The following is a 19,109-nucleotide window of genomic DNA, read 5'->3' as shown; positions in this document are numbered from 1 at the left end:
CGAACCCGGATTCGTCGGCGATTCGTTCGGGGGAGCCGGGGGTGGCGTGGTTAGGGTCACCGAATGGCATATACGTTTCAGGTCACCGTGGACTCCGCCGCGCCGCACGCCCTCGCCGACTGGTGGGCCGAGGCCCTCGGGTGGGAAGTAGAGCCCAGTGACGAGGAGTTCATCCGCGAGATGATCGCCGCCGGCCGGGCGACCGAGGAGGACACCACCACGCACCGGGGTGTCCTCGTCTGGAAGGCGGGTCAGGGGATCCGTCACCCTGAGGGTCTGGAACGGGCGCCCCGCGTCCTCTTCCAGTTCGTCGAAGGGCCCAAGACCGTCAAGAACCGCGTCCACCTCGACGTCCGCACCGGCGGGGACGACCCGCGGGCCCTGGTCGAGCGGCTCCTCGCCAAGGGGGCCGAGCACCTGCACGAAGGCAGCCAGGGCCCCTTCACCTGGACCACCCTCGCCGACCCCGAGGGAAACGAGCTGTGCGTCTCCCCTTGAGGAGCGCTCGGACCTAGGCCGTCTCTTCCGGACGACGCGGGCCTGACCGGCAAGATCCGGAAGAGACGGCCTAGGCTGGCCCCGTGAACGTCATCCTCTTCGGTGCGTCCGGAATGATCGGCCGGGGCGTGCTGCGCGAGTGCCTGCGCGACGAGTCCGTCGAGAGCGTGCTCGCCGTCGGGCGCAGCCCCCTCGCCGTCACCCATCCCAAGCTGCGCGAGCTCGTCCGGGCCGATCCGACCGACCTGTCCGTGCCCGGGCCGGACCTGGCCTCGTACGACGCGTGCTTCTTCTGCCTCGGTGTCTCCTCCTTCCGCATGAAGGAGGAGGAGTACCGGCGGATCACCTACGACCTGACGCTCGCCGCAGCCCGCCCCCTCGCCGCCGCCAACCCGCGGCTGACCTTCGCCTACGTGTCCGGCGAGGGCACCGACAGCACCGAGAACGGCCGCTCCATGTGGGCCCGGGTCAAGGGGAAGACGGAGAACGACCTCCTGAAGCTGCCCTTCGAGGCGTACATGTTCCGGCCGGGCATCGTGCAGCCGGACCGCGGGATCCCCTCCAAGACCCCGCTCTACCGTGCCGCGTACGCCGTGACCGCGCCGCTCTTCCCGGTCCTGCGGCGCTTCGCACCCCACCTCGTGACCACCACCGGGGCCCTGGGGCGCGCCATGATCGCCGTCGCCGCCGCCGGGCCCGGCAGCGACACCCAGAGGATCCTGCGGCCGCGCGACATCAACCGTCTGGGCGGGGCGGACCTGCGCTGACGGGCGGATATTCGGTTTCGGCGGGGGGCCGGCGCACCCGAGAATGAGGCATCTCGAACCGGGAGGAACCCCATGAGCCAGGACCGCCTGACTCTGCACGACCTGATGCCCGCGCAGGCGCTGACCGAGGCCATCGACGCCGGATACGTGGCCCGCAAGGCACACCCCGAGCTGCCGCTGTCCCTCTACACCTACACCCGGACCGCCCAGTACGAGCAGGTCTGGAACCGGGTCACCACGCGCTGCCGCGGACTCGTCGCCGACGACGTCACCGGCGAGGTCGTCGCGCTGCCGCTGCCCAAGTTCTTCAACGTCGGCGAGCACGAGTCGGGCCGGCCGTACGCGCCCGCGCTGCCGGAGGAGCCGTTCGAGGTCTACGACAAGGTCGACGGCAGTCTCGGGGTGCTCTTCCACTACGCGGGCAAGTGGCGGGCCGCGTCCAAGGGTTCCTTCACCAGCACCCAGGCCGTCTGGGCGCAGCGCCGCCTCGACGCGCGGGACACCTCCGCGCTGGTCCCCGGCACCACCTACCTCGCGGAGATCCTGTACCCGCAGAACCGTATCGTCGTGGACTACGGGGACCGCCGCGACCTGGTCCTCCTCGCCGCGTACGGAGCGGACGGCACCGAGGTGCCGCTCTCCGAAGCCGCCGGCCACTGGCAGGGCATCGGCTCCGTGGTCACCGTATGGCCCGCCATGCCGCTGGGCGAGCTGCTCGAGCTGACCGGGTCCAGCACCCTGCCGGGCGGGGCCCCGGCGACCGGCACCGACGCGGAGGGCTTCGTCCTGCGCTTCGCCTCGGGCGTCCGGGCCAAGGCCAAGATCGCCGAGTACGTACGTCTCCACAAGGTGCTCACCGGAGTGACCGAGCGGGACATCTGGCGCGGCCACGGCATCCAGCGGTTCGCCGGCCTGCCCCTCAAGCAGCTCGCCCAGGGGCTGAACTGCACCGTCGCCGACATCGAGGCCTCGGGCGGCAAGCCGCTCGACGCGCTGCTGGAACAGGTGCCGGACGAGTTCGACCACTGGGTGCGCTCGGTGATCGAACGCCTGGAGGACGAGGCCGCGCTGCGCGAGCGCGCCATCGACGAGGCCTACGCCTCGCTGGCCCACCTGGCCGGCGACCGGGGCGCGTTCGCGCGCGCCGCCAAGACGACGATCCGCGACAGCGGGGTCCGCGGCGCCCTGTTCCAGCGGCTCGACGGCAGGACGACCGAGCTGGTCACCTGGCGGCAGGTGCGGCCCGAGACGTCCGACCCCTTCACGAACGACGAGGAGAACTGAACCCGTGTCCGAAGCAGTAGCCGAAGCCGAAGCAGTAGTCGAAGCGGCAGCACCCGAAACCGGGACCCCCGCGCTGCCGGTGGTCCACGTCATGACGGGTCTGCCCGCCTCCGGGAAGACCACCGCCGCGCGCGCCCTCCAGGCGGAGTCCGGCGGCCGGATGCGCCGCGTCAACCTCGACGACCTGCGGGCCATGCTCGACGTGCCGGACCCGGAGCGCGGGCGCTCGTACAAGCACGAGCAGACCGTGCTGGACATCCAGGACGCGGCGGTCAGCGCGGCCGTCGAGGGCGGCTTCGACGTGGTCGTCGACAACACCCATCTGACCTCGTACATCCCCAAGCGGCTGAAGGCGGCCGTCGCGGGCCGGGCCACCTTCGTGGTGCACGATTTCACCGACGTGCCCGTGGAGGAGTGCCTGCGGCGCGACGGCGCGCGCGAGCGGCAGGTCGGCGAGGAGATCATCCGGATACTCGCGGACAAGCACGCGAAGGCCAGGAAGGGCGGCTGGCGGCTGACCGCGGACTGGCTCAACGACCAGCCGGACGTGTCCCCGTACGTCCCGGACCCGGCGCTGCCCACGGCCGTAATGTGCGACATCGACGGCACGCTCGCGATGACCGGGGACCGCAATCCGTACGACTTCTCGCGCTGCGGCCTCGACACGCTGAACGCGCCGGTGCGCGACGCGCTGGACTCCTTCCGGCGGGCCGACGGCGACACGGTCGTGCTGCTGTCCGGGCGGGGCGAGGAGCACCGGGAGCCGACCGAGGCCTGGCTGCGGGAGCACGAAGTCCCGTACGACGAGCTGTGGATGCGGGCTGCGGGCGACACGCGCCGCGACGACATCGTCAAGGCGGAGCTGTTCAACGCGCACGTACGCCACCGCTACGCGGTCCGGGTCTCCCTGGACGACCGCGACCGCGTCGTGGCCATCTGGCGCCGGATGGGGCTGGCGACCTGGCAGGTCAACTACGGCGATTTCTAGGGCGACTTACGGGGCGTTCTTCGAAGCGAGGAGAAGGCGGAGGAGGCGGGCATGGCCGATCGAGCGCCGAGGCTGGTGCTGCTGTGCGGGCTGCCGGGTGCCGGCAAGACCACGGTGGCCAAGAGGCTGGTTCGGGAGCTGTCCGCCGTGCGCCTGTGTCCGGACGAATGGCTTGCCGGGATGGGCTTCGACCTCTTCGACGGCGCGGCCAGGGAACGGGTCGAGCGGTGTCTCTGGCAGCACGCCCAGGCGCTGTTGGCCTCCGGAGCCGTCGTGATCCTGGAGAACGGATTCTGGGAGCGGGCGGAGCGCGACGAGAAGCGGCTCCTGGCCCGCGCGGCGGGCGCCGCCGTCGAACTGCGCTACCTCCAGGTGCCGATGGAGGAACTGGAGCGGCGGATCGCCCTGCGCAACGACGAGCCGGGATCGGTCGTGCTGACGGCCGAGCTCCTGAGGAGCTGCCAGGAGCAGTTCGAGCCGCCGACGCGGGCGGAGCTCGACCTGTTCGACGCGCCCCTGGCCCAGACCTGACGGCCGGCTCGCCATACTGGGGAGGTGGACGAGTCGAACCTGCTGATCGTGGACGGTGCCAACGTGGTCGGGTCCGTCCCGGACGGCTGGTGGCGGGACCGGCGCGGCGCCGCCGAGCGGCTCCGCGACCGGCTGGCGCTGCGCGACCGGGGCGAGGAGATCGTCCTCGTCGTCGAAGGCGCGGCCCGGGGCGTCGCCTCGGTGCCCGGCGTACGGGTGGACGAGGCGCCGGGCAGCGGCGACGACCGGATCGTGGAGCTGGCGGCCGCCGCCTGCGCGGAGCGCGGGGACGGGGGATGCGTGGTGGTCACGGCGGACCGGGAACTGCGCGAACGGGTACGGGCGTACGGTGCGCGGTGCGTGGGACCGCGCACCGTACGCCCGGATGCGTAGGCAGGGGATGCGGGGGAGCCGCCCAGGAGCCGGGGCGGCCGGGAGCGGCTACGAGCGGCAGTACTCGACCTTGCCGAGGTTCTTGACGTAGCGGGCCGAGACCCAGCTGTCGTCGTCGTACTTGCCGGCCTTCGAGTTCATCGCGCCCTTGCGGTCCTCGTCTCGGAAGTCCTTCCGGTCCCGCTCCTCGAGCAGGTACCAGATGTTGTTCCCGTCGACCCGCTCCCCGCGCTCCTTGCACGCGATGGCGAGCTTCTCGTGCGGGTACACCCGGCCCACCTTCTGGGAGTGGGTGGTCGGCCTGCTGCGGACGGCCAGCGAGCCCTTCGAGACGACGACGCCGCGGGCGTACCCGTCGTAGTCGTCGCGGCCGAAGCCGTCCCCGTCGGCGGGGGCGATCGCCGCCCGGCCGGGGTCGTCGGACACCGGGTGGCCGGCCGCGACGGCCGTGCCCGCCCCGACCAGGCCGAGCACCAGGTTTCCGGCGGTGAGAGCGAGGATGGTCCTGGTGGGCTTCAGCATGAGCCGGCTCCTCAGAGAAGACGTCCGCCCGTGCCGCAGAACGCGGGACGGGGCGGCAACCGGGCGGTTGCCAGGGACGACTATGGCGACGCGGGGCGGGGAGATCCCGCTGACGCACCGTGACGTAGCCCGATATGCCCAATATGCGACTGCTCCGCGGGCTCCTGCCCCGCCTCCGGATGCGGGCGCCGCCCGGCGCACCCAGAGTGGATGCCATGGGTATCGAGGATTACGGCGGCGGCCCCGGCGCGCAGCAGACCGGTGTCATGGTGGTGACGACGAACGACGTCCCCGGCTACCGGGTCGAGCAGGTCATCGGAGAGGTCTTCGGCCTCACCGTGCGCTCCCGCCATCTGGGCAGCCAGATCGGCGCGGGCCTGAAATCGATGATTGGCGGCGAGCTGAAGGGTCTCACCAAGACCCTGGTGGAGACCCGCAACCAGGCCATGGAACGCCTCATCGAACAGGCGAAGGCGCGCGGCGCGAACGCCGTGCTGATGATGCGCTTCGACGTGACCGACGCGGCCGACCTCGGCACCGAGGTGTGCGCGTACGGTACGGCCGTGATCCTGGTGCCGGCGAGCACCTAGTGCTGTGACCGCACTAGGTGCCGGAGGAAGTTCCGGTGATCGACTCTTGGCGATCACCGGGGCCGGGCTCTAGCCTCCGTTGGTGATCTGCGAAGAAATCAAACGCATACGCGAGCCCCAGCCCCAGTCCGAGCCGGCCGAGCCCGGCCCCGGGGCCGCGTCGTGACCGTGACCGAGCCCCTGGACCCGCGTACGGCCGGACGCCGCTACGTGACCGCCTGCGTCCTCTACTGGTTCCCCGTGGGCCTGGCCGTCAGCCCGCTGATCCTGCTCTTCACCGAGCGCGGCATGTCCCTGGCCACCGTCGCCGCGTTCTTCGTCGCGCACTCCGTCACCGCCGCCGTACTGGAACTGCCCACGGGCGGGCTCTCCGACGTCCTCGGGCGCCGCGCCGTGCTGGCCGCGGCCGGCCTCCTGAACCTGGCGGCCTTCGTCCTCCAGGGCCTGGGCACCGCGGCCTGGGTCCTCGCCCTCGGCATGGCCCTCATGGGCGCGGGGCGCGCGCTGTCCAGCGGGCCCGCCGAGGCCTGGTACGTGGACACGGTCCAGGCCCACTCCGGCCCCGACGCCGAACTGCGCACCGGACTGGCCCGCGGCGGCACCGCGGTCTCCGCCGCGCTCGCGGCGGGCACCCTGCTCGGGGGCGCGCTCCCCTGGCTGCTCGCCCAGGGCGGATCCGCCGCCGGGCTGAGCCGGGCGACCTCCGGGCTGGTGCTCCCGCTCTCCGCGCCACCGCTGCTGGGCGCGGTGGTGGTGACGGGCTTCGTGCTGTACGTGCTCTCCGCGCTGCCCGAGCCGCCCCGGCCGCCGAGCACCCTGAGCTCCGTGCTCCACGGCATCCCGGCCACCATCGCCGAGGGCGTCCGGCTGGGCGGCCGCGACCCCCTGATCCGCCGGGTGCTGCTGAGCGCGGCGGCCGCGGGCGGCGCGCTCGCCGCGCTCGAACTGCTGACGCCGGGCCGCGCGGCATCGTTCACGGGGGCGCCCGAATCGGGTGCCATGCTCTTCGCGGTCCTCGCCTGCGCCGGCTTCCTCTGCTCAGGGCTCGGCAACCACCTCGCACCCCTGACCGCCCGGCTCGCGGGCAGCGGCGAGCGCGCGGTCCTGGCGGGCCTCGGCGCCGCCGCGAGCGGACTGTTCCTGCTCGGCGCCACCGCCGTGGCGGCGGGCCCGCTCGCCCTGGGGCTCGCGGTCCTCGGATACGGCCTGGTGTACCTCGGCCTCGGCGCGGCGGGACCGAGCCAGAACGACCTCCTGCACCGCCGGGTGCCGAGCGCGGGACGGGCCACGGCGCTCTCGGTCCAGTCCCTCGCCCTGCAACTGGCCGGGGCCCTCACCGGACTTCTCGTCGGCGTGCTGCCGAGCGGCCCGCTGCCCTGGCTGACGGGAGGCGCGATGCTCCTGGCGGGCGCCCTGCTGTGGATCCGGCGCGGCGCGCCCGAGGTCGCGAAGCCAACTCACCTTGGAGCGGAGGGAATCGAGCGGGTCTAGTGCCGTCACGGATCGGACCGTACCCGTCACCGGCCGGTGGGGGTGCGCTTTCCGTCCCGGATGATCGACTTCCCATGATGATCGCCGCCAAGGAACGCGGGGAGTCCCGCGGGCCGTTGACGGCGACGTACTCGGGGGAGCGGGACTTGAACGCACAGGTGAACGGCCGACCGTCCGGCAGAAGGGCCGGCCGCACCCCGGCCGCGAGGGCTGCGGCCCTGATCGCCCTCTGCTCACTCACCGCCGCCTGCTCCCTCTTCGGGCCCGAGGAACTGGGCGTCGTCTGGGATACCCCGGTGGAGGACACCAAGGGCGCAGAGAAGGGCAACGGGGCCTGGCTGTCCGGCGACACCCTGGTCCGCAGCCGCTTCGACGCGGTGTGCGGGTACGAAGCCTCCAGCGGCAAGCGGAGTTGGGAGTACGTGCCGCCCGGCCGCTCGGCGATCTGCCACGCCACCGCCGACACCGGCGGATCCGTCGTGGTCCTGGTCCGGGACGCCGAGGGCGCTTCCTCCTCCGCCAAGGGCAAGGACTGTGCCGTCGCCGTCGCGATCGACATGAAGACAGGCGGCGAGCTCTGGCAGACCGCCGCTCCCGCCTCCGCGCCGGCCCTTGCCCGCGCCCTGCACCCCGAGGTGTCCGCCGGTAGCGGCGTCGCCGTGCTGGTCGACGGGCACGACCTGCGGGCCCTGGACGTGCGCACCGGGCAGCCCCGCTGGAAGGCGGCGCTCCCCGACGGCTGTCTCCCGGGCAGGACCGCGGTGGCCGAGCGCCAGGTCGCCGCCCTTCTCGCCTGCGGAGGCACCAAGAAGAGCTCGTGGGACGAGTTCCCGAGCGACGCCGAGCTGCACGCCGCCGCCTTCGACCCGGCCGGCGGCGCGCTCCTGTGGTCCACCCCGCTCGGGGGCCGAACCTCCGTCCCCTGGGACGCCCGTGCGGAATTCGTCTCCGCCGACCCGGTGGTCGTGGCGGCCTCGGAATCGGGCGACTCGGACTCCGGGGCCTACCTCTCCTTCGGCGGCACCGGCCGCCCGAACCCGCCGATCGAGTTCAGCGGTCCCTACGGCGAGATAAAGATCCACGACCGGCTCGATGCGGCCGCGGACGGCACCAGGCTCTACACCGTGCCCCGCCGGGGCAAGTCCTCGCGCACCTACAGCTACACCCTGACCGCCTTCGACCTGGCCACCGGAAAGCGCGTCTGGGACGATGACCTCGACGGCGACACCGCGTACCGCATCCTCCCCGAGGGCGAGAAGCTGACGGTCGTCACCGGGCTCGACGACAGTCCCGAATTCGGCCTGCGCGTCATGGACGCCGCCACGGGCAAGCAGCGCGAGTCCCGCGGGTTCCCGGAGGGCCACGTCGGCGTGGACACGGTCTTCAGGTATAAGGGCCGGTTCATCGGCGCCCGTTACGAGGGCAGCAGCTCGGAGTGGAAGCCCTTCACGGCCTACGAACTCCGCTGACCCCCGATCGGGGAGCGGGGGCGCCGGGCCGCGTCCGCTCACCCGACCCACCCGTCACATAAGTCCAGGACGGGGTGCGGCTTTGTCCATGGGCCTGCCGGGCCGGGGTCCGCAGGCTGTCAGGTCAGTGAGCGGACCGCCGGCCTTCACGGTGTGCGGTCTTCCGCCCAGGAAGCGCCGACTCCCGGAGGTCCGATGCGAACCCCCCTCTGGCCGGCCGCAGCCGCGGTGGCCGGTCTCGTGGCCACCTTGGTCGTGGCCGTGCCCGCCGCCCCCGCCGTGGCGGCCGGCCCCGTGACGATCACCTCGCCCGAGCTGTCCGTCAGCGTGGACAGCGACTTCCCCCGCGTCATCAGCTACACCCGCACCGCCACCGGGGACGTGCTGAACGGCAACGAGGACACCATCGGCGCGATCGTCGTCAACGGAACCACCTACACCCCCACCGTCACCTCCACACCCTCCGCCTCCGGCGTGGACTACGCGCTGGCCTTCTCCGGAGTGACCATCAGGTCCCGGCTCTCGGTGACCGGTTCGGTGGTGGAGTTCAAGGTCACCGCGATCGAGGACACAGCCGCCCTGCGCGTACGCAGCTTCGCCATCCCGAACCACAACCTGGTCAGCGTCCGCAGCAGCCAGGCGGGCGCCGCGCTCTCCACCGCCAAGATGCACACCGCCACCACCGGCACCGGCGACACCTTCACCCCGGTCACCGCGAACACCCCGGTGGACGCCTCCGCGACGACCGTGATGTACGGCCTGGCCAACACCGGGAAACTGGCCGCGGCCATCGACTCCAACTCGTACTACGACGCCCCCTCGGGCGGCACCGCAAACGAGAACGGCCGGATCAGCAAGCAGGTCACGGACAAGGGCAGTTACCGCCGGGCCGGCCTGTGGAGCGGATCCTGGCTCTACCGGGCCACGGGCGCCGCCGACACCGACACCGAGCCGCTGCCCTACGTACGCGTCGCGATCACGGCCGACCGCAACGCCGACTCCACCGTGGACTGGCAGGACGCGGCGGTCGCCTACCGCGACATCTGGACCGCGCCCACCGGCTGGCAGCAGACCGCCGACCGCGTCGTGCAGCGCATCCCCTTCAACTTCGCCTCCGCGGCCACGCACCCCTTCGCCGAAACCCTCGACGAGACCAAGCGGGTCAACCTCGCCACCGACGGCCTCGGCCAGTTCGTCCTGCTCAAGGGATACGCCTCCGAGGGCCACGACTCGGCCCACATGGACTACAAGAACATCGGCTCCAAGCTCGGCGGCGCCACCGACCTGAACACCCTCACCACCGTCGGCCACACCTACAACGCCGACTTCGGCGTCCACATCAACGCCACCGAGGAGTACCCGGTCTCGGCCACCTTCGACCCGGCGCACCAGACCGGCGGCCTCGGCTGGGACTGGCTCGACCAGTCGTACTACGTGGACACCCGCAAGGACGGCCAGTCCGGCGGGCGCCTGAAGCGGCTCCAGGACCTCAAGGCGGCCGCCCCCGGCCTGGACTTCCTCTACGTGGACGTCTGGTACGGGGACGGCTACCTCTCGCGCAAGCTCGAACGCGAGATCGGCGGCCTCGGCTACCAGCTCGCCACCGAGTTCCCCGCCTCCCTGACCGGACAGTCCCTCTGGCACCACTGGGCCACCGACGTCAACTACGGCGGCACCGACCTCAAGGGCATCAACTCGAACATCGCCCGCTTCATCGCCAACCACACCAAGGACGACTGGATCGCCGCCAACCCGCTGCTCGGCGGCGCGGAGATCACCGCCTACGAGGGCTGGCAGGGCAAGCGGGACTTCACCTCCTTCCTCACCACCACCTTCGCGACCAACCTGCCGACCAAGTACCTCCAGGAATCCCCGATCGTGAAGTGGACCGCGAACGCGGTCACCCTCGCCAACGGCACCACCGTCACCACCTCCGGGAACACCCGCAGGATCACCACGGCCGGCCGGACCGTCCTCGACGGCTCCGCCTACCTGCTCCCGCGCGACGGGAAGCTCTACCACTGGAACGACAAGGCCGCCTCCACCACCTGGACCCTGCCGGCCGGCTGGTCCTCGCCCAAGCTGTACAAACTGACCGACGCCGGCCGCCAGTTGGTCGGAGACCTGGCCGTCACCGGCGGGCAGGTCACCCTCAACGCCGCCGCGAGGACCGCCTACGTCGTCACCAACGGCGCCGCCCCCGCCCAGGCCGACCCGAAGTGGGGCGAGGGCACCCCCGTCAAGGACCCCTCCTTCTTCTCCGGCAACCTGAACGCCTGGAACGTCACCGGGACCGGCGCCGCCGTCGCCCGCAACGCCCAGGGGCAGAACGAGCTCACGATGGCCGCGAGCACCGCGCCCGCCGTCTCCCAGCAGCTCACCGGGCTCGCCCCCGGCACCTACGCCGCCTCCGTCTGGGTCTCCACCCCGGCCGGCCGCGCCACCACCCTCACCGTGACCCCGGCCGGAGGCACGGCCGCCTCCGTCCACGCCGACTCCTCCACGCTGACCAACAGCCTCGGCGGCAGCGAGAAGAACGGCACCAAGATGCAGCGCATGAAGGTGCTCTTCGACGTGCCGGCCGGGCAGTCCGCCGCCACCCTCAAGCTGTCCGCGGCCGCAGGCTCCGGCACCGTCTACCTGGACGACGTACGGGTGGTCCGATCCGCCCGCACCCCGCTGAACGGCCACTGGTTCACCGAGGACTTCGAGAACGTCGACGCGGGCTGGGGCCCCTTCGCCTTCGGCGGCGCCGGCGGCTCGGCCACCGACCCGCGCACCCACATCGCCCAGCGCAACGCCCCGTACACCCAGGCGGGATGGAACGGAAAGCTGGTCGACGACGTGATCAGCGGGCAGAACTCGCTGAAGTCGCACGAGGAGCGGCAGGGCCTGGTCTACCGCACCCTCCCGCAGACCCTGCGGTTCACCCCCGGCCGCTCGTACAAGGTCACCTTCAGCTACGAGAACGGCTTCAGCGGCGACTACCAGTTCATCACCGGCTCCGGCAGCACCGAGACGGCCACCGCGCTGAACCAGGCCAGGGCGGCCACCACCTTCACCAAGACCTTCACCGCGGGGACCGACGCCTGGATCGGCCTGCGGAAGGTCACCGGCGAAGGCTCCCACAACGAGGCCGACTTCATCCTCGACGACCTCGCCATCGACGACCTGGGCACCGGGGGTGGCGGCGAACTGCTCGTCCCGCAGGCGCAGATGAGCGTCAAGGCCGTCGACAGCCAGGAGACGGCAGGCGAGAACGGCGCCGCCGCCAACGTGCTCGACGGCGACAGTGCCACCATCTGGCACACCCAGTGGTACCAGGCCACCGCGCCGATGCCGCACGAGATCACCCTCGACCTCGGCGCCTCGTACAACGTCTCCGCCCTGCACTACCTGCCCCGGCAGACGCAGAGCAACGGGCGCATCGCCGACTACCAGGTCCTCACGTCCACGGACGGGGTCACCTGGGGCACCGCGGCCGCCTCCGGCACCTTCACCAACACCACCGCGCAGCAGGACGTCGCCTTCACGGCGCGCACCGCCCGCTACGTGAAGCTCAAGGCCACGAGGGAGGTTTCGGGCAATCCGTGGACGGCGGTCGCGGAACTCAACATCGGCTACCTGCCGTGACGGGGGACAGGGTCCGCCGCGCGGACTGCTGCTGCACCGACTGCTGTTGGCGGAACCGGACGGGCGCCACGCCCACTCGGCGGCTGAACAGCCTGCTGAAGTAGGCGGCGTCCTCGTAACCGACCCGCCGGGCGACCCCGGCGACCGGCAGGTCGGTCCGGGCCAGCAGCTCCTTCGCCCGGCTCAGGCGGATGCCGAGGAGGTACTCCTTGACCCCCTCCCCGGTACTGCCCCGGACCGCCCCGCGCAGTTCGGGAAGGCTCATCCCGAGCCGGGCGGCGTGCTCGGCCACCGAGATCGGCAGCAGCGCGTCCCGGGCCAGGGTGTCCATCACGGTGTCCCCCTGCCGCGACACCCCGGCCCGGGCGTAGCGCAGCGCCACGAGCAGCCCGTGCACGGCCGCGGCGGCCTCCACCTCCAGGAGGGGGCCGCCGAGCCGGGCCGCCCGTACGATCCCGTCGACCACGTGCCGCACCCCGGCCGTATCGCTGAGCGGCACCAGCGGCCGGTCGGGGGTGAGGTAGCCGAGGTCGGCGTACGCCTCCACGCTGCGGCCGGCGAAATCCACGAAGCACTCGTCCCAGCCGGTCCGCGGATCGGGGCCGTAGTGGTGCTCCACCCCGGGCACCAGCCACAGCAGCGCCGGGGCCGTCACCGGCTGCGGAGCCCGCCCGCCGTGGCTGAACCAGCCCCGGCCGGCGCAGACCACCACCGCGACGTGGTGGTCGAGCACGCGCGGCCCGACCACCGGCAGCAGGCCCTGCTGCACCCCGACACCGAGGCACACCAGACCGAGCCGGCGGTGGTTGGCGGTCGGGGAGAAGTACCGCATCCAGCTGCTGTACGGAGGCGTCGCCATCTGCGGATTGTGATCCACAAGGCGGGGCGTGCTCAAGGGGACGCGGACTCATGGGCGTTACGAGGCTTTCGCGCGACCGGCGCGGGCAGCGAGGGCGTGGCGGGCACCGAGGACTGCGTGCCCGCCGGACCGGCCGGGGCCCGCTCCGGCCGGAGCCCCGCCGCCAGCCCGGCGACCACCACGGCCAGGCCCAGCCACACCGCCGGTCCCGGTACCCCGCCGCCGGTGACGGCTCCCGCGCCCGCCGCCGCGAGCGGGGCCACCCCGGTCAGCAGCCCGGCCCGGCCGGAGCCCACCGCGGCCACCGTGCGGTACCAGAGGAGGAAGGCCACCGCCGTCACCATCACCGCGAGGTAGCCCGCGGCGGCCCACTGGCGCGGGCTCACCGATACGAGCCCGGCGGTCCCCTCGACGCACACCGTGAGCACCGCCAGCATCACCGCCCCCATCCACACCGCGTGCAGCGACACCCCCCACGCCCCGTGCCGCCGCAGCACCGGCACCGCGAGCAGGGTGAACCCGGCCTCGCAGCCCAGCGCGAGCGCGGCCCAGCCCACCCCGGCCGCGTCCGTCCGGCCCGTTCCCTCCACCAGCACCGCCCCGGCCACGACCACCGGCGCGGCGAGCAGCACCCGGCGGCTGGGTCCGCGGCCCTCCAGCAGCGGCCCGATCACTCCGAGCAGCACCGGTACGCAGGCCACGGCGACCGCGATCACGGCCGGCTCCGCGTGCGCGACGCCCCGTACGACCGCCACGTTGAACAGCACCAGCCCGGTCGCGGCGACCCCGGCCAGCCACAGCCACTCCCGGCCGCGCGGAACCCTGACCCGCACCCGGGCGAGCCGGGCCAGGCCGAACAGGAGCAGCGCGGCCACCGCGTACCGGACGGCCTGCACGCCGAAGAGCGGGGCGTCCACGAGGGAGCGGGAGACGGTGACGCTGCTGCCGACGAGGGCCATGCCCACGATGCCGGGGGCGAGGTCGCGGAACGGACGGGGCGAAGGGGGCGACGGGTGCGGAGGAGGTGAGGTGCTCATACCGTCGAGCCTCGCGGCACAATGGACCCGTGGACAGGTCCAAAGAGAGCGCGGTCCAGGGGTCCGAACTGGTCCGGTCCGGAGCGGCAGGGTCGGACTTCCTCCAGCTCGACATCGGCCGGGCCCCGGCGGGCGGCCGTACCGACTGGCTCGCCGACCGCCTGCGCGCCGCCATCGCCGACGGCACGCTCGCCGTCGGCAGCCGGCTCCCCGCCAGCCGTGTCCTCGCCGCGGAGCTCCGGGTTTCCCGGGGACTGGTCACCGAGGCCTACCAGCGGCTGGCGGAGACCGGCCAGGTGGCCGGCCGCGGGCGTGCGGGGACGGTCGTGGTGGCCGCCCCGGTGACCGAGCGGCCGCCCCCGGCCCGGCCCGCCGGGCCCGGATCCACGTCCCCGGCCGGGTCCCCGGCCGGCCCGTTCACCCCGGGGCCGCGGGGCGGACTCGTCGACGCGCTGCGCGCCGCCCCGTGCCGGATCGACCTCTCGCCCGGGGCGCCCGACCTGACCGCGTTCCCGCGCACGGCCTGGCTCCAGGCCGAGCGCCGGGTCCTCGCCGAGCTCACCCCCGCCGACTTCGGCTACGGGAACCCGCAGGGCGCCCCCGCCCTGCGCGAGGCGATCGTCGGCTGGCTCGCCCTGAACCGCGGGATCCGCGCCGCCCCCGACGAGGTGGTCGTGGTGGCGGGCGTGGCCCAGGCGCTGGGGCTGCTGGCCCAGGTGCTGCGCGCGGAGGGCGTACGGCGCGTCGCGGTGGAGGATCCCGGCTCGCTGGGGGCGCGGCAGCAACTCGAGCACGGGGGCATGGAGATCCTGCCCGTACCGGTGGACGGGGGCGGCATCGACACCGCCGCCCTGGCGGCCGGACCGGCCCAGGCGGTGGTGCTGACACCGGCGCACCAGTTCCCGACCGGGGTCGTCCTCGACGGGGAACGCCGCCGCGAGCTCCTCGGCTGGGCGGCGGCGGGCGGGGTCGTCATCGAGGACGACTACGACGCCGAACACCGCTACGACCGTGCCCCCGTACCCGCCCTGCGGGCCCTGCTCCCGGAGGCTGTTTGCTACACCGGAAGCGTCTCCAAGCTCCTCGCCCCCGCCCTGCGGTTGGGCTGGCTGCTGGTCCCGCCGCGCCGGCTGGACGCCGTCATCGAGGCCAAGCGCTACGCCGACCTCGGCAATCCGGTCCTCGCCCAGCTGGTGCTGGCCCGGCTGATGGCCTCGGGGGAGCTGGAGCGCCACCTGCGCTTCGTACGCCGCCGCCACCGGACCCGCCGGGACGCGATGCTCCGCGCGATCGCCGCCGAACTGCCCGGCGCGCGGGTGCACGGAGCGGCGGCCGGGCTGCACCTGATGGTCACCTTCGAGGGGGCCGACGCCGGGGGCTTCGACGACACGGCCCTCGCCGCCGCGGCCCTGGAGCTCGGGGTCAAGGCGCACCCCCTGTCCTGGCACCGGATGACCCCGGGCCCCCCGGGCCTGGTCCTCGGCTACGCGGCGGGCCCGGCGGGGGAGATCGAGGAGGGCGTGGCCGTCATCGGCACGGCCCTGCGGCGGCTGCGGCAGACCGGGGGCCCGGGGGCGTGAAAAGTTTTTCGGGAACGGCGGCAACCTCCCGGGCACTCGCGCGTCGTGCGGGGGTGAAGGGCGTGAACCCGCGCCCCGCAGCCGACCGTGGAGAACCACCGTGAAGAACCTGAAGCGCGCCCCGCTGTCCGTCCGCAGGGCGGCGGCCCTCGCCGTCGCCGCCGCCGGCGCGGCCCTCGCGCTGGCCGGGCCGGCCTCCGCCGCACAGGGGTCGTCCGCCTCGCCGACCGCCCCCGCGCCCGCACCGGCGACGACCGCGCCGAGCGTGTCCCCCTCGGCCCCCACGGCCCCGAAGCCGCAGCCCTCGGTGAGCCTGCCCCCGAGTGCGACGCCCAGCGCGGTCCCGTCCGCTCCGCAGCCCTCGGCGAGCCTGCCCCCGGGCACGAAGCCGGCCCCCGTCCCGAGCGCCTCCCCCACCTCGCCCGACGCGCCCGAGCTCGCGCATACTGGCTCCTCCGCCACCAACGCCGCACTCGGCGCCGGGGCCGCCGTGCTGATCACCGCAGGGGCCGGGACCCTGTACGCCGTGCGGCGCCGCGCCAACGGCTGAGGACCCCCGTGCTCCACCTCGCACAGCCCCTGGGCCCCGTCGCGACCGGTTTCGACCGGCCGCGGCGGGGCTTGTGGGCGTTCCTGCTGCGCCGCGAGCGCACCTCCGCCGCGCAGGCCCCGGCCGCGCCCGTGTACCCGCACCGGCACGGGTACACGTACGGCCACCCCGCCGAGGGCGGCGGCCCGCCGCCCACCGTGACCGAGCTCTACCACGCCCACCGGCTGTCGATGGTCCGGCTGGCGGTGCTGCTGGTGGACGATCTGGGCACCGCCGAGGACGTGGTGCAGGACGCCTTCACGGCCCTGTACCGGCGCCACGGCGAGCGGATCACGGAGGTGGACAACGCCCTCGGCTACCTGCGCACCGCCGTCGTCAACACGGCCCGCTCCGTCCTGCGCCGCCGCCGGACCGCCCGCGCGTGGATACCGCAGGCACCCGCCGACGTACCCTCCGCCGAGGCCTCCGTGGTCCTCGACGAGGCGCACCGCGAGGTGCTCGCCGCGCTGGGGCGGCTGACGCCGAGGCGGCGGCAGGTCCTGGTGCTGCGCTACTGGGCCGACCTCAGCGAGGCGGAGATCGCCGAGACGCTGGGGATCAGCCGGGGGGCGGTCAAGTCGAACGCGAGCCGCGGGCTGGACGCGCTGGAACGGATTCTGGAGGGTCGGATATGACGCATGGACAGGAGCCGCCCGCCGCGCGGCCGGTCGAGTACCGGCTGCGGCAGGCCCTGGACGCCCGCGCCGCCGGGATCACCGTGCGCGACCTGCGCCCGGCCCAGCCGCCGGGGCCGGGGGTGCGGCGCCTGCCGTGGGCCTGGCCGCGCGGTTTCACGCTGCCCCTGGCGGGGCTTGCGGCGGCCGCCGCGGTGGCCGTGGGGTACGTCGTCATGGCTCCGGACGCCCCGGTCCGCCAGGGCCCGGTACCGGTGCCGCCGGCCGCGCCGCCGTCGGTGTCACCGACCGGCCCGGATCCGGGGCCCGCTCCGGACGGTGCGACCCCGTCGCCCGTTCCGTCGCCCGTCCCGTCCGCCTCGCTGATCCCGCCTTCCGCCATGCCCTCGATGTCGCACGCGCCCACCGTGAGTCCCTCGAGGGGGCCGGGGTCCGGTACGGGTGCACCGCGGCCGAGTTCCTCCCCCTCGGCTCCGCCGGGGACCTCGGCGGCCGTGCCCTCGTACTCGTCCCCGCCGCCCACGGCTTCGCCGGGCCGCCGCTGACGGGCCGGAACCCGCGGACTCCAACCCCGTGCCGGTGGAAATCCGTTGGCCACGTCCGCGCCCCCGCGTCCGTGCATCCTTGGATCCTGCCGGGGAGTGCGAACGGAGGGGGCGGGATGTGGTCAGTGGTGTCGTCGGGCGGGGTGCCGGCGGGGGAGCGGTTCGACTGGTACGCCGACATCATCTCGCGCGAGGTGATGCCGGCCGCCCTCAGCAGCGAGCGGCCGGCCGACTTCCAGGGCGAGGCCGCCGTCGTGGACCTGGGGGACCTGCGCGCCTCCAAGTTCGCCCTGTCGCCCCTGCGTTCGCGGCGGACCGCCGCACTGATCCGGCGCGGCGATCCGCAGCAGTACCAACTGGCCCTGCTGCGCAGGGGCGTCACCTCGATGTCCCAGCACCGCAACGCGTGCACCGTCGGGGCCGGGGACCTCATGCTGTGGGACACCTCGCGGCCCTCCGACAACACGATGCACGCGGACGGCGGCCAGGTGCGGGCGACCATCCTGATGCTGCCCCGGGACGTACTGCCCCTGCGCCCCGAGCGGTTGGAGCGGCTGCTGGCCCGCCGGATACCGGGGGACCGGGGCATCGCGGCGATCCTGGCCTCCTTCATGACCGCCCTGGAGGACCACGCCGCCGAATGCGAGCCGGAGGAGCTGACCCGGCTCGGCTCGGTCGCCGTCGACCTCGTCACGGCCTGTCTGGCCCAGCACCTGGACGCCGAGGACCGGATGCCCGCCGAAGCCCGTTCGGAGGTCCTCCTGCGGCGCGTCCACGCCTTCATCGAGCACCACCTCGGCGACCCGGAGCTGGCGCCGCCCGCCATCGCGGCCCGCCACAACATCTCGGTGCGCGCCCTCCACCAGCTCTTCCAGGGGCAGGGGGAGAGCGTCGGGGCCCGGATCCGCCGACGCCGGCTGGAACAGTGCCGCGCCGACCTCGGCCGGCCCGAACTCGCCGCCCAGCCCGTGCAGTCCATCGCCTCCCGCTGGGGCTTCGGCCGGTCCGAGGTCTTCAGCCGCTCGTTCCGCGAGGCGTACGGGCTCACGCCCACCGAGTTCCGCGCGCTGAATGCCGGTGCACCTGCCGGTGCCGCGGCAGCGCCTAGGCTCGCCCCATGAACGACGACGCACACGGCATACGGATCCGGCCGGGAGGCCCGGCGGACGTACCGGCCGTCCTGGCCATGCTCGACTCCGCGGTGGCCTGGATGAACGCCCGCGGCAACACCGAGCAGTGGGGCACGACCCCGTACTCGCGGATCCCCGGCGGGGTGGAGCGGGTCCAGCGGTACACGACCGAGAACTCCCCGTACATCGCGGAACGGGACGGGGTGCCCGTCGGAGCCCTGGTGCTGGACACCGGGCCCAGCCCGAAGATGCCGATGATCGCACCGGCCGCGGAACCCGAGCGGTACGTCCGGCTGCTGGTCTCCGACCGCCGGTACGCCGGCCAGGGCATCGGCGCCGCGCTGCTGGCCCGGGCCGCGGAGGAGACCCGGCGGGCCGGAGTGGAGCTGCTGCGGGTGGACTGCTGGGCCGGAGGCGGGGGCGAACTGGTCGCGTACTACGAGCGCAACGGCTTCACCCGCACCGACCCCTTCCTCTCCGGGACCTGGCCGGGCCAGGTACTGGCCCGGCGGATCCGGGCGGGGCGGACGTAGGCCCGTTCCGGGGGATGCGCCCTTCGCAAACCCCC

At 73.6% G+C, this 19,109-nt stretch carries 19 protein-coding genes; 16 read left to right on the top strand and 3 right to left on the bottom strand.

What is annotated here, in order from left to right; translation table 11 throughout:
• The first annotated feature begins 63 nt into the window (after positions 1-63).
• The 6 genes from NLX94_RS01000 (at position 64) to NLX94_RS00975 (ending at position 4,461) form a co-directional block, all read left to right on the top strand.
• Positions 64-498, top strand: a complete 435-nt coding sequence (locus NLX94_RS01000; RefSeq protein ID WP_254380596.1) for a VOC family protein — start codon at positions 64-66, stop codon at positions 496-498.
• An 83-nt stretch (positions 499-581) separates the two neighbouring features.
• Positions 582-1,265 carry an epimerase gene (locus tag NLX94_RS00995; RefSeq protein ID WP_254380595.1) on the top strand — a complete coding sequence of 228 codons (684 nt, stop codon included), beginning with the start codon at positions 582-584 and terminating at the stop codon, positions 1,263-1,265.
• A 72-nt stretch (positions 1,266-1,337) separates the two neighbouring features.
• Positions 1,338-2,549: a T4 RnlA family RNA ligase gene (locus tag NLX94_RS00990; protein ID WP_254380594.1), complete on the top strand. Its 1,212-nt coding sequence runs from the start codon at positions 1,338-1,340 to the stop codon at positions 2,547-2,549.
• A 4-nt stretch (positions 2,550-2,553) separates the two neighbouring features.
• On the top strand, positions 2,554-3,537 hold the full coding sequence (locus NLX94_RS00985) for an AAA family ATPase (protein ID WP_254380593.1): 984 nt from the start codon (positions 2,554-2,556) through the stop codon (positions 3,535-3,537).
• Positions 3,538-3,588: 51 nt separating this feature from the next.
• Complete coding sequence (locus NLX94_RS00980; protein ID WP_254380592.1) at positions 3,589-4,068, top strand: ATP-binding protein; 480 nt, start codon at positions 3,589-3,591, stop codon at positions 4,066-4,068.
• Between the two features lie 24 nt (positions 4,069-4,092).
• A complete protein-coding gene (locus NLX94_RS00975; protein ID WP_254380591.1) occupies positions 4,093-4,461 on the top strand; it encodes an NTP pyrophosphohydrolase in 369 nt (122 codons plus the stop codon).
• 48 nt (positions 4,462-4,509) lie between these two features.
• Here NLX94_RS00975 and NLX94_RS00970 read toward each other — a convergent pair whose 3' ends face one another.
• A complete protein-coding gene (locus tag NLX94_RS00970) occupies positions 4,510-4,983 on the bottom strand; it encodes an SH3 domain-containing protein (protein WP_254380590.1) in 474 nt (157 codons plus the stop codon).
• Between the two features lie 215 nt (positions 4,984-5,198).
• Here NLX94_RS00970 and NLX94_RS00965 point away from each other — a divergent pair, with 215 nt between their 5' ends.
• The 4 genes from NLX94_RS00965 to NLX94_RS38765 all read left to right on the top strand — a co-directional run bounded on the left by NLX94_RS00965 (position 5,199) and on the right by NLX94_RS38765 (position 12,166).
• Positions 5,199-5,573 carry a YbjQ family protein gene (locus tag NLX94_RS00965; RefSeq protein WP_254380589.1) on the top strand — a complete coding sequence of 125 codons (375 nt, stop codon included), beginning with the start codon at positions 5,199-5,201 and terminating at the stop codon, positions 5,571-5,573.
• A gap of 168 nt (positions 5,574-5,741) precedes the next feature.
• Positions 5,742-7,064 (top strand): MFS transporter, encoded by a 1,323-nt coding sequence (locus NLX94_RS00960; protein ID WP_254380588.1) that lies wholly within the window; start codon positions 5,742-5,744, stop codon positions 7,062-7,064.
• 146 nt (positions 7,065-7,210) lie between these two features.
• Positions 7,211-8,533 (top strand): PQQ-binding-like beta-propeller repeat protein, encoded by a 1,323-nt coding sequence (locus NLX94_RS00955; RefSeq protein ID WP_254380587.1) that lies wholly within the window; start codon positions 7,211-7,213, stop codon positions 8,531-8,533.
• 195 nt (positions 8,534-8,728) lie between these two features.
• Positions 8,729-12,166, top strand: coding sequence for an endo-alpha-N-acetylgalactosaminidase family protein (locus NLX94_RS38765; protein ID WP_302168625.1), 3,438 nt, complete (start codon positions 8,729-8,731; stop codon positions 12,164-12,166).
• On the opposite strand, the gene NLX94_RS00935 is transcribed toward NLX94_RS38765, so the two are convergent.
• Together NLX94_RS00935 and NLX94_RS00930 are read right to left on the bottom strand one after the other, a co-directional pair.
• Positions 12,144-13,025 (bottom strand): AraC family transcriptional regulator, encoded by an 882-nt coding sequence (locus NLX94_RS00935; protein WP_254380586.1) that lies wholly within the window; start codon positions 13,023-13,025, stop codon positions 12,144-12,146. The genes NLX94_RS38765 and NLX94_RS00935 overlap by 23 nt on opposite strands.
• 32 nt (positions 13,026-13,057) lie before the next feature.
• On the bottom strand, positions 13,058-14,062 hold the full coding sequence (locus tag NLX94_RS00930; protein WP_254380585.1) for a DMT family transporter: 1,005 nt from the start codon (positions 14,060-14,062) through the stop codon (positions 13,058-13,060).
• Between the two features lie 29 nt (positions 14,063-14,091).
• On the opposite strand from NLX94_RS00930, the gene NLX94_RS00925 reads away from it, so the two are divergent.
• The 6 genes from NLX94_RS00925 to NLX94_RS00900 all read left to right on the top strand — a co-directional run bounded on the left by NLX94_RS00925 (position 14,092) and on the right by NLX94_RS00900 (position 19,074).
• Entirely contained in the window at positions 14,092-15,642 is a 1,551-nt protein-coding gene (locus NLX94_RS00925; protein ID WP_254380584.1) for a PLP-dependent aminotransferase family protein, read from the top strand.
• Between the two features lie 100 nt (positions 15,643-15,742).
• Entirely contained in the window at positions 15,743-16,192 is a 450-nt protein-coding gene (locus NLX94_RS00920) for an LPXTG cell wall anchor domain-containing protein (protein WP_254380583.1), read from the top strand.
• Between the two features lie 8 nt (positions 16,193-16,200).
• Positions 16,201-16,866: a SigE family RNA polymerase sigma factor gene (locus tag NLX94_RS00915; protein WP_254380582.1), complete on the top strand. Its 666-nt coding sequence runs from the start codon at positions 16,201-16,203 to the stop codon at positions 16,864-16,866.
• Positions 16,863-17,411, top strand: a complete 549-nt coding sequence (locus NLX94_RS00910; RefSeq protein WP_254381239.1) for a hypothetical protein — start codon at positions 16,863-16,865, stop codon at positions 17,409-17,411. The genes NLX94_RS00915 and NLX94_RS00910 overlap by 4 nt, the downstream gene beginning before the upstream one ends.
• A 116-nt stretch (positions 17,412-17,527) precedes the next feature.
• Positions 17,528-18,532, top strand: a complete 1,005-nt coding sequence (locus NLX94_RS00905; RefSeq protein ID WP_254380581.1) for a helix-turn-helix domain-containing protein — start codon at positions 17,528-17,530, stop codon at positions 18,530-18,532.
• Positions 18,529-19,074, top strand: coding sequence for a GNAT family N-acetyltransferase (locus NLX94_RS00900; RefSeq protein ID WP_254380580.1), 546 nt, complete (start codon positions 18,529-18,531; stop codon positions 19,072-19,074). Before NLX94_RS00905 ends, NLX94_RS00900 begins: the two co-directional genes overlap by 4 nt.
• The last annotated feature ends 35 nt before the right edge of the window (positions 19,075-19,109 follow it).

This window comes from Streptomyces sp. TBY4, from assembly GCF_024213195.1.
In the GTDB taxonomy this organism is placed as follows: domain Bacteria; phylum Actinomycetota; class Actinomycetes; order Streptomycetales; family Streptomycetaceae; genus Streptomyces.
The sequence above is the reverse complement of the archived record's forward strand: the minus strand, read 5'-3'. Positions and strand labels throughout refer to the sequence as shown.

Coding starts and splice junctions, on each gene's coding strand:
- NLX94_RS00905 (WP_254380581.1), top strand. CDS start 17,528: ATGTGGTCAGTGGTGTCGTCGGGCGGGGTGCCGGCGGGGGAGCGGTTC.
- NLX94_RS00910 (WP_254381239.1), top strand. CDS start 16,863: ATGACGCATGGACAGGAGCCGCCCGCCGCGCGGCCGGTCGAGTACCGG.
- NLX94_RS00930 (WP_254380585.1), bottom strand. CDS start 14,062: ATGAGCACCTCACCTCCTCCGCACCCGTCGCCCCCTTCGCCCCGTCCG.
- NLX94_RS00990 (WP_254380594.1), top strand. CDS start 1,338: ATGAGCCAGGACCGCCTGACTCTGCACGACCTGATGCCCGCGCAGGCG.
- NLX94_RS00965 (WP_254380589.1), top strand. CDS start 5,199: ATGGGTATCGAGGATTACGGCGGCGGCCCCGGCGCGCAGCAGACCGGT.
- NLX94_RS00900 (WP_254380580.1), top strand. CDS start 18,529: ATGAACGACGACGCACACGGCATACGGATCCGGCCGGGAGGCCCGGCG.
- NLX94_RS01000 (WP_254380596.1), top strand. CDS start 64: ATGGCATATACGTTTCAGGTCACCGTGGACTCCGCCGCGCCGCACGCC.
- NLX94_RS38765 (WP_302168625.1), top strand. CDS start 8,729: ATGCGAACCCCCCTCTGGCCGGCCGCAGCCGCGGTGGCCGGTCTCGTG.
- NLX94_RS00980 (WP_254380592.1), top strand. CDS start 3,589: ATGGCCGATCGAGCGCCGAGGCTGGTGCTGCTGTGCGGGCTGCCGGGT.
- NLX94_RS00935 (WP_254380586.1), bottom strand. CDS start 13,025: ATGGCGACGCCTCCGTACAGCAGCTGGATGCGGTACTTCTCCCCGACC.
- NLX94_RS00970 (WP_254380590.1), bottom strand. CDS start 4,983: ATGCTGAAGCCCACCAGGACCATCCTCGCTCTCACCGCCGGAAACCTG.